Here is a 15,168-nt window from a genome sequence, read left to right as displayed (position 1 = left end):
GCTTGAATCATTGTCATTGAAAAATGTTCAGCACTTATGTTCAGCACTTCCGTTCCTTAAGAGAACAGTCTACGCAACTGTTCTCTTTCCTTTTTTAACAAATATAACAGGACAAGCATAGTTAACTATCCTACGATCGATTGCATTGCAACAGTCTCAACGTTTCCTCAACAATTTCTCAATATTTTTCATGGACAATAGCACACTTCCTCACCGTTATTAATATCTTAATATTAAATACTGAAAGGAGGTGCTAAAAAATGACTTGGTTCATTATTTTAGGATTTATGCTTATTTTAAGTATAGGCAGCTTTCATACACATAGTATTCATATCATTTTCAAAATAGATTCAGACATAAAAGCTATGCCAAGTTGGTCTTTCATTAATAAAATAAACTTTCAAACATTTAAAGAATTTTTAAAAAACCCAAACAGGAATAAACTCAAAAGCCTTACCATAGGAGAGCTGTTTATCCCTTTAAGTCTATTCAATAAATTATTTGGAAAAACATTAATTTTTCTACTCCTATTCTTCTATTCTCAATACTTCAATTAAATATAATATGAGTTGAGTAAAAGAATAGCAGTCGCCAACCATAACAAACAACAGAATAAGGACACTTTAAATATTCATTATATTCTTATTATTAACGAAAAAAATGGTAGTAATAAGTGCATTAGCATATAGCACGAATAGTTTACATGCACCTCAACAATCTTCTTCTAATGGTGGAGATACACCAGCACCACCAATTCCTAGTGTCTCTGTAGAAGTATCTATTAATTAATGTAATACATTTTTCTTAGTTATAAAATCAGAAAATTCATTTTTCACAAAAATGTTGCATACACTGGATAGAATATTGAATCCTTAGTCCGAAACAAATTTGTTTTGGACTATTCACGTTACTATAATTGTACGTAGAATGATAGACTAAAACTTCCACTTAGTCTTGTTCTGTAATTTCTTCTCTTTTTGAAGTAAGGCCTTTAACTTTTTTAAATAATCGATTTCCATACGTAAACATTCATTTTCATCTTTTAATGTCTCTATACCCCCTTCAATAGTTGCATTATTTAACTTTGATCTTGCCTTTTCCATAACTGCCCACCTTTCTTCTTTTTATATGAGAATTCCACGCCTTTTAAATCATATATTTCCCTTTACCTACTAACTATTTCAATAAATTCTTTAACACAAGCAATTCATTTATTTCATTTGTTTTTATTTTATTTCTCAGAATTTCAAATATATCTTTTGAAAAACCCTGGTATTCCATTCATATTTATCTCTCCTAAATAAATCGTAATACATATTATACCCAACAAATTTATAAGCTTTAATCTTATTTTTAACAAAACCTTCATAATTTTAAATAGACATAACACTTCATGCTGTCAACTCCCCCTATATGGATAAATATGAATAATCTAATTTATTTGACATTTCAATGACTTATGACAGGAAAATATATACATTTAATTAAACCTAATGTATCTTTGGTTTGTAAGTCTTATTTAGTTGGCCAACCTTTAATACAATTTAATAATTAAAAATAAGGGGGATTTAAAAATGAATCAAGTATTAAGGAAAAGTAAGAAAAAAATGATGTATCTAGTCGGTTCACTTCTAATTTCTCTATCAATGTTTTCAACTACAAGTTTTGCAGCTACAGAAGGTGCTGTAAAAAGTGTTACAAATAGTAATTATACTGGAATTGCAGCTGATATAAACCTACCAAAATCAGTTGTTGTTAAGGATGGATATGTGAATTGGTATTTAGGTATTGGAGCATCTAAAGTTGAAGGTGGTATTTCAAAAACACCAAGTGGATATAAAGTATTTCTTAATTCAGGATATAATGAATCAGGTCAAAACAATAAGTATTGGAACACACAATATGATACATCAATTAAAGATGGTGATCGAGTAAACCTTAAAATAATTAATAACGGCAATGGTACGGTTACTATGTATGTAAATGGAATGCCTAGATATACAAATCAGCCTGTATATGGCTCATTTTCTCAATACGAACCAGTAAAAATGGTTCAGGGCGTTGAAGATACTGGACGTAATTCTTTTAGCCAAGCTAGCTTTTCAAACGTACTTCTAAGAGCAGATACATCTGGATCTATCTACAAGAGTTGGAACAGTTCTATTTCTTCCACATTTTCTAAACATGGTACTTATAGTAACAATTTCACAGTTTATTCTCAAGTACCATTAAGCGCAAGTTTACGCTAAGGTTGTTCTTGTATACGAAATTTTTTAAAAAAGGTAGCTGTACTTTTATACAGCTACCTTTTTCATACTTTAATTGCAAAAAGCGTGTCAAAAATAAAAAGATGAAATTGTAAGTATGTTCACTTCTCAATTCCATCTCTTCTAAGAAATTGTATATTACCAATTCTCTTGTTCCTCACTATTCTACCAAATTAATAGCAACACATTATGTAGATATAGGTTTATACTATTCTACATTTAAATACATGTAATATTGCCTATACTTTGTTATTTTCATGTGAAACTAATTCACTATATATCTCTTTCTCTATATTTTTTAAGAGAATTTCCAACCTATTTTTTGTAGCTAGATTAAAATGTGGATTTAATTCTTTTATTATAAATTCAAGTATCTCAAAGCTTATGTAATCTCCTAATTCAAGTGAATATTGATCACCCAAGAAAGTTTTTAATTTTTTAGAGATCTCCACTTTATCTTTTTTGGTAATATTTACCCCATCCGATAACAAACCTCTCTTAGATTAGTCTTAAATACTAATTCAAACAGTTTTTATAACATAATAAAAATATTTTAGGGTTAATATAAATCATATAATGAAATTTTTACAAATAAATAAAAAATATACATTATAATCATTAAACAACATATTATGCATCATAAACATATATTGGCTCGTCATAAAGGCGTAAACATTTTGACCAATTTCCACATAACGTTTCCCATTCACCAGCAGGATATACTTCCGTACGCAATATATGAAGTGGTATACGCAAATTCAATAACCGACCACTAAGCGTCGTACGAGTAACTCCCGCTGGCATTAAAAATTTTGCTTCAATTACCTTTTTCAGTTCCATCAATGAGTATTCTGGATAACTCATCAATATTTCATTTGAATGAGGCCAGACCTCAGTATCATTTGAAAGGCGGCGTACCGTATACTCATGTTGATATAAGCCGACAATACGATGCCATATCTCTAAATGGTTAAATAAATCACTATTTAAATCCCTTGCATATAAAAAATGTTCTTGTTTATTTGCTTCTGTAATTTTTGCAAGCAAACGTTTATTAGCAATAATCTTACCTGACCAAATTATTGTAGGTTCTTTCTTTAAATTATTTACCCATTCCCCCATTGGTAATAAATGATTCCAAGCACGAATTTTTATTTTTTCATCAGGTACTACCTGTACAGCAACGCGTTTACAACCTAATGCCATCATAGCCTTCATACGATGGGCACCATCAAGTAACAGATAATTACCATCACTAAGCTCAGATACTAAGGGAGGGTTCCGTAAAACACCTTCGCTTTCCATTACACGACAAATTTGTTCCAATCGTTTGTGTTCATATGATTCATGAAAGCGAATTTGCTTGGGATGTAAGAGATCTAAGGCCGAAATAATTTCACTCATAAAAACAGCTCCTCAAATAATTCCATAAATTCTAAGCTTATCAAATAACTAATTTACTATAATGATTAGTCGTGTTTACCAATATTTAGCGGATATTAGACAATTATTTCAAACTGCGTTTTAATAATTTTACTAGTCTTCTAATAAAACACCAATTTCATTTTCCCTAGCCCTTTGATAGTAATAAGCAGCAATGGCTACATCAAATATGGCCATACCCATTGGATTAAATAATATTGATTTGTCATAAGGGAAGTTTTGCAGTGCTCCTCGGATTACAACGTCAGCAATTGATACTGTATCTTCTTTTTGTAAACCTCTTTCAAGGTGCATCCTTTCAACATCAGTTTTTTCACGACAGACTTCTTCCCAATTATCAACAACTAGGGATTTTGTATATTCTAAGATATCAGGCTTAAAGTCACGAAGAGAAACATTGAGTAGTAGCGCCCCATCTTTAGGTTTCTTATCAATATAACCTTCTGCAGAAACAGTACAAGTAATAAAAATATCAGCATCATTATAGGCTTCTTCATATGCATTAACCTTTTGAGTTTTAGAATAAATTTCCTCAGGAATTAATTCGTCTTTAATTCCATTAATATCATATAGGTAAACACTTTCGATTTTATCGCCTAATAGGGCAGTTACCATCTTTAAATGCATCTGACCAATAGGTCCAAATCCAATAATTCCAACTTTAACATTATTTAAATCTCTTAACTTGGCAAACTCTCGAATCATTAACCCTGTAACAGAAGCTGTTCGTATTACACTGACCATCGCTGTATTAAGTGTCGCAAATGGTTTTCCAGTCATAGCATCATTTAATATAGTAACTGAATGAGCACGTTGAATACCTTTCTCAATATTCTTCGGAAAACTAGCTATCCATTTGATTCCTGAAACCTTAAATTCTCCTCCAATATAAGCTGGCATAGCAATAATTCTATTAGCCGGATCATCGAAACGTAAGTATGGCTTAATTGGCTGAGAAAAATCTTCTGAATCAAGACTTTTTACTGCCTTTGAAATGACATTTATTGTTTCTTCCCAATTAACACCCATTTCATTGATATGTTTGGTATTTAAATACATCATAATTGCTTCCTCATTTCTATATCATTTTTATAAAGAAACTAATTGGTCTTCTACTGATTTTTGTGTATTAAGCCATTCTACCCATTCTACGTTGTAAATAGTTGATGTGTAAGCTTGTCCATTATCAGGACACAAGAAAACAACATTAGGTGTATTTTGAACATCCTTATTTTCAAAATACTTTTGGATTGCATAATATGAAGTCCCTGATGATCCACCAGCAAATATTGCATGTTTATTAAATAGCTCATAACAACCTGCAACAGTATGGACCTCCGGTACAATCATTACATCATCAATCAATGCTTTTTTAACCATACCAGGTATCATACTGGCACCAATTCCTGGTATGTACCGTTTACGAGGCTTATCACCAAAAATAATGGACCCTTGACTATCTACCGCAATAATTTTAATATTAGGGAATTTTTCTTTTAATCGTGTAGATACCCCAGCGATAGTTCCTCCAGTACTCACTCCAATGAAGGCATAATCTAACTGTTTAAAATCATTAGATATTTCTTCACCAATTCCTTGATAATGGGCTTCAAAGTTATCAGCATTATTATATTGATTTGTCCAGTATGCATTAGGAATAGTATTTAAAAGTTCTTCCACCTTATTTAAACGCGTTAATAAATAGCCACCTGTTTCATCTCGTTCATCCACTTTAGCTACTTGATAGGAAGTTGCTCTCAAAAAATTCTCATAACTATCATTAATATTTGGATCAATAACTGGTATGAATTTCAGGCCGATATACCTACAAAGAGTAGCAAGAGCAACCGCAAAGTTACCAGATGAAGATTCGATAATTGTAGAATTTTCAGTCACTTCACCGCGACTTATTGCTGATTTTAAAATATGGTGAGCAGCACGCACTTTAACACTATTCATTAAATTGTGATATTCTAGTTTTGCATACAGATTAATCTTTTCATGCTCTAATTTAATCATAGGTGTGTTGCCGATTACCCTTTCTAAACTCTCTAATTTCTTGAGCATAATTTGCTTCCTTTCTTGGTTAAAATCTAAAAAAATAATTAAAGATAAATAGTTGTAAATGTTCTTTCGAATGTATTTCAAATAGAACTTATACCTGAAAGACAATAAATGCTAGATTCTTTAGTATCGATAAGCTAAGCACCATTCAAGTACTGCCATAGCACTATTTAGCTTGTTTTCGGCCTGGGTAAATACAATACTTTTCGGTCCATCAATAACTGTTGCTGCTACTTCTTCCCCCCGGTGTGCTGGGAGGTCATGCATGAAAGTAGCTTCCGGATATAAAGTCAAAATTCTCTCTGTCACTGCAAATGGATTAAATGCATCTTTCCATAAAGGATCTATTTTGCTTGTCCCTGTTGTTTGCCACCTTGTTGTATATACAACATCCACTTCACTAGGTAACATTTTTATATCATGACATTCAATAACTTTAGCACCAGATAATCGTGCATATTCTTTTGATTTTTCAAGCACACTTGGAGACACTCCATAACCAGCAGGTGTAAAAAGATATAACTCCGTACCTGGAAAACGAGATAAAGAAAGAGCTAGAGCTGCAGCACTGTTATTACCTTCTCCCATATATAAAACCCTTAATCCAGCTATTTCACCAAATTTTTGTTTCATTGTTGTTAAGTCTGTTAGCGCTTGTGTTGGATGTTCTTCCGTACTCATTGCATTAATGACTGCCATACGACTTTGAGATGCCAGCTTTTCCATTTCCTTTTGACTATCTGCAGTTCTTGCTACTAGTGCATCCAGCATTCGCGAAAGTACTTGAGTAGTGTCTTCTATAGACTCCCCTGTATTTTCTTGCAAATCATTTGGACCATACGTTACAATTTGTGCACCCATCTTTAATGCTGCAACAGAAAATGCCGATCGAGTTCTAGTCGATGTTTTACGGAAGTAAATCCCAATTATATTTCCCGCTAATATTTGATTAGGTTGCGATTTACCTGTGGCAAAATCTACCCCACGAGTTACAATTTGGTTAATATCACTATCAGTAAGATCCTCAAGAGTAATTAAATGTTTTCGAATAGCCATTATTATATTACCTCCCTTTTGAATAATTGCATGTAACAAAAATGTATTTACATATGTATGTAAATACAAACTACTAAACTGCTACAGTAAAAATAATAGATTGGAAATATAATTCATGTGGATCCATTACCACACTTTTCTATATTTGTTTTTAAACTAATGTATAGCAGTTGATATATAGCCTATATGAACTCGAATACTATTTTTACTCAGAAATACTTACATATAATTCTATTGTTAGTCTATATTCCTATTTTTTATGATATAGCTCTGCTGAATATATTACACACTACAACGCCAAAAATATACTCAAAATACAGAATTTTCAGCTTTCTCAATTCTTTTATCAATTTTCTGTCAATTCATACTCAAATTATCTTTTTTACTAATAATATACATACAATGTTGGCTGTTTCTTTTATAGCCCACTTCTAAAAAATCCACCCATTCAAAAATATCGTTTTCCGGATTGTCAGTTAAGATACAAATTACTGCTGCAGTCATTAAAGAGCCCTCTTTAAAAGAGATATACTCCTTCTACTGGCTCGCTATTTTTAGTTATGATAACCTCTTAATTGTTACAGCTATAACGCTAACAATTGTTATTGCAACCATTGATCTAAGTAAACAAACAATGAATGACATACTAATATATACACAAAGTAATCTATTAAGCGTAAAATGATTGCATCTCCAGCAAGTTTAATTACTTATTCAGATCTTTGCTTTTATAATTTTCAAAATTAAATTTCCGAAAATTTTCTTTCCTTAAGGAAATATCGATCTAAACTATGTAAGAATGCTTATCTTCTATAAAGTAATTACACAAATCAACAAAGTCAATTTCAATTATGGATTCTGGAAAACTATCTAAAGAAGCACAACAAGAAAGCTTATAATCTTTACCAATAGTAAACTTTTTATAATAAACCTCATTAGATAGCATGTCACCATAAAATATTGTATTTTTTTTAATAACAAAAGAGTTTAAAGGTATAGTTAGTCCTTTCCCTATCCATTTAACAAAGCTTTCTTTTATAGTCCATAATTCATAAAACACATCTAATTGTTGTTCTACATTTAATGAGTTTAAATAATTAAATTCTTCCTCATTAAATATATTTGTAATCATTGTAGTATCTATGGGCCGGACTTTTTCTACATCTATTCCTACTTCTTCCTCATGAACAGCTCCAACAACCCAACTTTCGGAATGTGATATATTAAAATGAAAATTATTTAACTCATCCACATAAGGCTTTCCGTATTCATTGTATTTATATTTAATATCTTTATTTTCTTTTGAGAAATTTGTAGTAATTAAATATCTTATTATAATGTCTCCAATTAAGGCGCTATATTGGTCGGGCTTTCTTTTATATTTCTGTATTTTCATTTGCTTTTCTTTTGAGACCAAACTCATAAGTTTCTGCATAATATTATGTTCTATATTTCCCGGCACACGTACCGTATATATATTCATTATTTCCTTCCCACCTAACTTCTTATATAAATATAAAAAACTCTCAATGAATAATTCCTATTTATTTTTGATTAGTAAAAAACATTTTCAGAGGATAATATTCTATTTTACATTCATATTTTTGACTTATTTTCTAACCTCTTTATGTTTATTATTGAATGGGCTCAAAGAAAAAAGTCTCATAATATGTTATACACGATTTTATGAGACTTTTAGAAAACTAATATTGTACAATTTCAAATAATATTTCACCTATTTACATTTGCTAATAAGAGCATTTGTTTAAAACTCATTTTTATACTCTTTACCAATTCATGAATATGCGGTTTCTCTAACATACTCAGATGGGAACCTGGCACTTGCAAAGCATATACTTCCCCTGATGTATATTCATTCCATCTGTTATAATCTACTAGTGGGTGAATGTCATTAATAGATGCATTAAATAGAAAGATATCTGCTTTTATTTTTTGTTTACAATTATATTTTAGGTATGCATATCTATTAGCTATCATTACTTTTAACTTATTCATCATTGGATCTTCAAAATTTTGCTGACAACTATTTTCATTCAATGTAAATTTTTTCAGTAAAGATTCTATTAATTGTTCTTCACTCATTTGTTCAAAACTAATTTTCTCAATCCCTAACTGATCATTGAATTTTTCCAATACTTCAAATGCATTCTTAATATTTAAACTAAGAATCTCCTTACCTTGTTCAATAGGATGAACATCAAGTAAACCTAGAAAACTAACTTTATCACCTAGTTCTTCTAATTTTCTAGCCATTTCAAATGCAACTATTCCTCCAAAAGACCATCCTAATAAGGTATATGGCCCTTCTTTTTTTACTTGTTTAATCTCTTCTATATATCTTACCGCCATTTCCTCTACAGATAAGTTTGGAAATCTATTATCATCATATCCTATAGATTGTAACCCATATACAGTCTTATCCTCTCCTAATTCTCTAGCCAAATCATAATAGTTTAATATACCCCCTCCTTGTCCATGAACAATGAACCATTGACTATCCTTGTTTGTCCCATTTTGAATTGGAATTAAACACTCACTGTCTATTCCTTTATTCCTACTTATTACATCACTTAATTGTTCAATAGTAGCCTTTTGAAATAATAAACTTAATGGCAGTTGCACATTAAACATTCTCTTAATATTTTCGAATAACTTTAATCCCTTAAGAGAATGACCACCTAATTCAAAGAAATTATCATTTATACCAATACTATTTACGCCTAATATACTACTCCAAATATCAATTAAACTACTATCTATTTCATTTCTTGGTGGTACATAATTACTATTGCCCAGTGTATTTAGCTTCGGTAACTTACTTCTATCTATTTTCCCATTTTGTGTTAATGGTATATTGTGAATTGGTATGAGTTGTTGAGGTACCATATAATGTGGTAACTTTGTTGCCAAATATGCTCTTACCTCTGGAATAGGAATATCTTTTTCTGTAACTACGTATGCACATAAATACTTTTCCCCAGCTTCATCTTCTTGATCTATTACTACGGCCGTTTTGATTGTCTCATATTTTAACAAACTCGCTTCTATCTCACCTAGTTCTATTCGATATCCCCTTATTTTTACTTGATGATCGACTCGGCCCAAGTATTCAATGTTACCATCAGGTAGCCACCTTGCTATATCCCCTGTTTTATATAGTTTCTCACCTCGTTCAAATGGATGATCAATAAATTTATCTGCTGTTAATTCTTTTCGATTGATGTATCCTCTAGCTAACCCTATGCCAGAGATACATATTTCACCTGGAACACCTATAGGTTGTATCCTATGAAATGAATCCAATATATAAATTTTAGTATTTAACAATGGCGAACCTATCGGTACGTTTTGTGTTGTAATTTCTTTATTACTCTCATATCGATAAGATGTACAACAAACTGTAGCCTCTGTAGGTCCGTATCCATTTAATATTTGGAGGTTCCCCCTAAATAGATAATCGTATTTTGCGAGTAATTCTGTTTTAATGGGTTCTACTCCCACAAGTAGCTTATTTAACACTATCTTCTGGTTATCTCTAACAAAATAATCATATATTTCATTTAATAAAGTAGATGGAATATATGATAATGTAACCTGTTCCTCAAGAATGACTTGTACAAGTTTTGATACATCAAACTTCTCACCTTGATAAATAGTCATTCTTGCGCCATATATCAATGGGACAAATATCTCAAAAATTGTAACATCAAAAGAAATACTACTTGAGAATAGTACATTATCAGTTATCCCTATATCTTGAGAGAAATCTTCATACATTGCACACAAAAAGTTAGTCAAGGATCGATGTTCAATCATTACTCCTTTAGGTTGTCCTGTAGAACCTGATGTATAAATAACATACGCTAAGTTGTGAGGTTCTATCATCATGTGCATGTCTTCTCCTGGTTCTTCTTCAAAAGACATATCCATGAGATCTATTACATTACCTTGGAATTCTATCCCCTTTATAATAGAGTTTTGATGTACTAATACATGTGAACACCCACTGTCTGTCAGCATATATTCCACTCTTTGTTTTGGTAAGTCGGTATCAATTGGTAAATACGCCCCACCTGCTTTTAAGACACCTAATATACCTATAACCATCTCGATGGAGCGTTCCATCATCACACCAACAATGGATTCTCTTTTAACTCCTTGGTCTAATAACCTTCTCGCCAACTGATTAGCTTTTATATTTAATTCATTATATGTAATTCCTTTTTCATTACATACAACGGCTATTTGATTAGGGTTCTGTTTTACTTGTTCTTCAAACATTTTATGCACTAATAAATGATTAGAATTTGAATTCTCGTTTTTGTTAAATTCATTCATAATACAATGTTCTTCTTCTATAGATAACATATTAATATTACGCAATCGTACTCTAGGGTTATTAGTTACTTCCTCAACTATATTTGTAAAATGTACCATTAACCTTTCTATTGTCTCCGCTTTAAATAACTTAGTACTATATTCTACTTTTAAATGAATGTTATTATCTATTTCCGTTGCTACTAATGACAAATCAAATTTTGAAACTGACTGCTTAAACGGATACGGTGTAAATTCTAATTCACCAATAGATATTGGATTCATATCCATGTTTTGAAAAACAAACATGGTATCAAATAATGGATTTCTACTTGTATCCCTATGCAAGTCTAAACCTTCTAATAGTTCTTCAAAAGGATAGTCTTGATTTTCATAAGCTTCTAATGTATTGAGTTTTAATCTACTCAAAAACTCAATAAACTCATCGTCATTTTCTAGATAATTTCTCATTACTAAAGTATTAATAAACATACCAATCATATGATTAGTATCAGAATGAGACCTTCCAGCAATAGGCGAACCTACAATAATGTCTTCTTGACCTGTGTATCTAGATAAAAGTATGTTATAAATGGCCAATAAAATCATATATGGCGTGGTACCAGTTTCAGTTGCTAGTTTATTTACTTTAAAAGTTAAATCTGTTCCCAAATTAAAAGAACAAACATTACCTTTAAAGCTTTGTATAGTCGGTCTTTGAAAATCGGTTGGAAAATTTAAAACCGGGAGTTCTCCGTTTAAAGTTGTTAACCAATAATTCTTTTGTTCACTAATTAGATTCTTATAGTAAGGTCCATTTTGCCACATCACATAGTCTTTGTACTGCACTCTCAATTTTGGAAGCTCATTTCCTTTATACAATTCTACAAACTCTTTTATTAATATCCCCATTGATAAACCATCAGATATTATATGATGCATATCTACTACAAGAATATGTCTTTCTTCTGCTATCCTTAAAAGCAACACCCTTAATAATGGAGGTTTTGATAAATCAAATGGACTTATAAACTCATGTATTAAATAATCCGCATCTTTTTCATTTACATGAACGTATTCAATATTGAAATCTACATTAGGCTCAATTTTCTGCACTAATTCCCCATCTAAAATTTGAAAAGAAGTTCTTAATATTTCATGTCTCTCAATTAAAGATTGAAATATATTTTCAAACTTATCTTTACAAATATCCCCTTCTACTTTAAGTATTGTGGGCATATTATAAGTTGTATTTGTACCATCTTCGAATTGATCTACTATAAACATTCTCTTTTGTGACGTAGAAGCTAAATAATACTCTTGTTGTTTTACAGGTTCTATGGAAATATAATTACTTTTTTCCATTTCTAATATACATTTTGAAAAATCAACCAAAACAGGAAACTTAAATAGGGATTTAATAGATAATTGCACATTAAATTCTTTATTAACGATAGAAATTAACTTAGCAGCCTTTAATGAATGACCACCTATCTCAAAAAAATTATCCCGTATTCCTACCCTTTGTATTCCTAATACATCTTTCCAAATATCAACTAATTTTCTTTCTGTAGAATTTGTCGGCTCTAGATGACTAGATTTCAAATTATTAATAAGTTGAGGTAATTTTTTTCTATCTATTTTTCCGTTTTGTGTTAACGGTATGTTTTGAATGGATATGATTTGTTGAGGTATCATATAATATGGTAACTTGGTTGCTAAATATGCTCTTACCTCTGGAATAGGAATATCTTTTTCTGTAACTACATACGCACATAAATACTTTTCTCCACTTTCATCTTCTCGCTGTATTACTACGGCGGTTTTGATTGTCTCATATTTTAACAAACTTGCTTCTATCTCACCTAGTTCTATTCGATATCCCCTTATTTTCACTTGATGATCAACTCGTCCCAAGTATTCTATGTTACCATCAGGTAGCCATCTCGCTATATCTCCTGTTTTATATAATTTCTCACCATGTTCAAATGGATCATCAATAAATTTATCTGCTGTTAATTCTTTTCGATTGATGTATCCCCTAGCTAACCCTATGCCAGAAATACATATTTCTCCTGGAACACCTATAGGTTGTAGCCTGTGAAATGAATCCAATATGTAAATTTTAGTATTTAACAATGGCGAACCTATTGGTACGTTTTGTGTTGTAATTTCTTTATCCCTCTCATATTGATAAGATGTACAACAGACTGTAGCCTCTGTAGGTCCGTATAAATTTAATATTTGGAGGTTCCCCCTAAATAGATGATCGTATTTTGCGAGTAATTCTGTTTTAATAGGTTCTACTCCCACGAAAAGTTTATTTAACGATATCTTCTGATTCGCCCTTACAAAATAATCATATATTTCATTTAATAAGGTAGGTGGAATATATGCTAACGTGACCTGTTCCTCAAGAATGACTTGTACAAGTTTTGGTACATCAAACTTCTCACCTTGATAAATAGTCATTCTTGCTCCATATACCAATGGGACAAATATTTCAAATATAGTAACATCAAAAGAAATACTACTTGAGAATAGTACATTATCAGTTATCCCTATATCTTGAGAGAAGTCCTCATACATTGCACACAAAAAATTAGTTAAGGAACGATGTTCAATCATTACCCCTTTGGGCTGGCCTGTAGAACCTGATGTATAAATAACATATGCCAAATTTTGAGGTTCCATCGTTATCTGCAAATCTTCTACTTGTTCTTCTTCAAAAGGAATATCCATTAGATTTATTACACTACCTTGAAATGCTACTCCCTTTATAATAGAGTTTTGATATGTTAGTACATGTGAACACTCGCTGTCTGTCAGCATATATTCCACTCTTTGTTTTGGTAACTCGGTATCAATCGGTAAATACGCCCCACCCGCTTTTAAGATACCTAATATGCCTATAATCATCTCAATAGAGCGTTCCATCATCACACCAACAATGGATTCTCTTTTAACTCCCTGGTCTAATAACCTTCTCGCCAACTGATTAGCTTTTATATTTAATTGTTTATATGTAATTTCTTTTCCATTACATACAATCGCTATTTGATTAGGATTCTGTTTTACCTGCTCTTCAAATAATTGAGGAGCTGTTACAGTCTCACAAAGTAATGTTTTATGAACTCTAGTCGTATGATTGAAATCAAATAATATTTGATTCTTTTCTGTTTTAGGCATTACATCTAGATCCATTGCAGATTTATTTGGATCTTTCATTAATATATCTAAAATATTATATAAATGATTAACTATTCTACTAACTAATCCTTCACTATATAAAGTAGAATTGTAATCCACTTGAACCTTTAACTGTTCTTCATTTTTCATAAACCTAATAACCATATCAGAGTTTATTTTATCTGTACTCTCATAACAATGAATATCATCTAACATTACTATTGTATTTAATAACGGAAGATTATTACTCTCTCCATCTAGACTTAATAATTGAGTAAGTTTATTAAAAGGAAAATGACAATGTTCATTTGACTCTAAAATTGTTTCTTTAATTTTATATATTATTTCTTTAAAATTATCTTCTTGATTTATTTGAGTACGTAATAATAAAAAGTTGTTTTGAAAAACCGTCTCTTCTTGACCTTGTTTAAAAACTGGCATTCCAATTACTACATCATCCTTATCGGTATATCTACTTAAGAGATATTTCACACCTGATAATAAAATAGTGTACAGTAACATATCAGAATTATTGCTAATTGCTACAGCTCTCTTCGCAATATCCGATGGGAATTGACAATAATAACTTTCTTTAGAAGCCTGAATATTATTTAAAGACAGACAATCACAAGGAAATCTACTTAACTCAACATCACCTGATAACTTGTCTAACCAATATTCTTTTTCTTTTTTAAATTTTTCACTAGATAATAAAACCTGCTGGGTAAATTTATCAAGCATTTTTTCTTCCCACCATTCTCTATGATATTGATACTAAATACTACATATTTAGTGGTTATGTTCCCCATAG

12 protein-coding genes are annotated in these 15,168 nt (G+C 30.9%); 3 read left to right on the top strand and 9 right to left on the bottom strand.

Going from position 1 to position 15,168, the window contains the following annotated elements; translation table 11 throughout:
• The first annotated feature begins 260 nt into the window (after positions 1-260).
• Together NST86_RS29090 and NST86_RS29085 are read left to right on the top strand one after the other, a co-directional pair.
• Positions 261-557 (top strand): hypothetical protein, encoded by a 297-nt coding sequence (locus tag NST86_RS29090; RefSeq protein ID WP_000219741.1) that lies wholly within the window; start codon positions 261-263, stop codon positions 555-557.
• A gap of 103 nt (positions 558-660) precedes the next feature.
• Positions 661-789, top strand: coding sequence for a hypothetical protein (locus NST86_RS29085; protein ID WP_002006226.1), 129 nt, complete (start codon positions 661-663; stop codon positions 787-789).
• 146 nt (positions 790-935) lie between these two features.
• On the opposite strand, the gene NST86_RS29080 is transcribed toward NST86_RS29085, so the two are convergent.
• Positions 936-1,103: a hypothetical protein gene (locus tag NST86_RS29080; RefSeq protein ID WP_000409540.1), complete on the bottom strand. Its 168-nt coding sequence runs from the start codon at positions 1,101-1,103 to the stop codon at positions 936-938.
• Positions 1,104-1,574: 471 nt separating this feature from the next.
• Here NST86_RS29080 and NST86_RS29075 point away from each other — a divergent pair, with 471 nt between their 5' ends.
• Positions 1,575-2,249, top strand: a complete 675-nt coding sequence (locus tag NST86_RS29075; protein WP_001077591.1) for a hypothetical protein — start codon at positions 1,575-1,577, stop codon at positions 2,247-2,249.
• A gap of 257 nt (positions 2,250-2,506) precedes the next feature.
• On the opposite strand, the gene NST86_RS29070 is transcribed toward NST86_RS29075, so the two are convergent.
• The 8 genes from NST86_RS29070 to NST86_RS29035 form a co-directional block, all read right to left on the bottom strand.
• The gene (locus tag NST86_RS29070; RefSeq protein WP_000947505.1) at positions 2,507-2,758 is read right to left on the bottom strand and encodes a DUF2164 family protein; all 252 of its coding nucleotides are present in this window, start codon (positions 2,756-2,758) and stop codon (positions 2,507-2,509) included.
• Between the two features lie 139 nt (positions 2,759-2,897).
• On the bottom strand, positions 2,898-3,671 hold the full coding sequence (locus NST86_RS29065; protein WP_061663244.1) for a ParB N-terminal domain-containing protein: 774 nt from the start codon (positions 3,669-3,671) through the stop codon (positions 2,898-2,900).
• Between the two features lie 132 nt (positions 3,672-3,803).
• Positions 3,804-4,772, bottom strand: coding sequence for a 2,3-diaminopropionate biosynthesis protein SbnB (gene sbnB, locus NST86_RS29060; RefSeq protein WP_061663245.1), 969 nt, complete (start codon positions 4,770-4,772; stop codon positions 3,804-3,806).
• A 27-nt stretch (positions 4,773-4,799) separates the two neighbouring features.
• On the bottom strand, positions 4,800-5,777 hold the full coding sequence (gene sbnA, locus NST86_RS29055; protein WP_025967129.1) for a 2,3-diaminopropionate biosynthesis protein SbnA: 978 nt from the start codon (positions 5,775-5,777) through the stop codon (positions 4,800-4,802).
• A gap of 120 nt (positions 5,778-5,897) precedes the next feature.
• Entirely contained in the window at positions 5,898-6,830 is a 933-nt protein-coding gene (locus NST86_RS29050; RefSeq protein ID WP_061663246.1) for an ornithine carbamoyltransferase, read from the bottom strand.
• A 357-nt stretch (positions 6,831-7,187) separates the two neighbouring features.
• Positions 7,188-7,334 (bottom strand): hypothetical protein, encoded by a 147-nt coding sequence (locus tag NST86_RS29045; RefSeq protein WP_000123019.1) that lies wholly within the window; start codon positions 7,332-7,334, stop codon positions 7,188-7,190.
• 280 nt (positions 7,335-7,614) lie between these two features.
• Positions 7,615-8,313 (bottom strand): 4'-phosphopantetheinyl transferase family protein, encoded by a 699-nt coding sequence (locus tag NST86_RS29040; protein ID WP_061663247.1) that lies wholly within the window; start codon positions 8,311-8,313, stop codon positions 7,615-7,617.
• Between the two features lie 248 nt (positions 8,314-8,561).
• Positions 8,562-15,098, bottom strand: coding sequence for an amino acid adenylation domain-containing protein (locus tag NST86_RS29035; protein WP_340935023.1), 6,537 nt, complete (start codon positions 15,096-15,098; stop codon positions 8,562-8,564).
• Positions 15,099-15,168: the final 70 nt, after the last annotated feature.

It is taken from the genome of Bacillus sp. FSL L8-0199 (genome assembly GCF_038005705.1).
GTDB lineage: Bacteria > Bacillota > Bacilli > Bacillales > Bacillaceae_G > Bacillus_A > Bacillus_A cereus.
The sequence above is the reverse complement of the archived record's forward strand: the minus strand, read 5'-3'. Positions and strand labels throughout refer to the sequence as shown.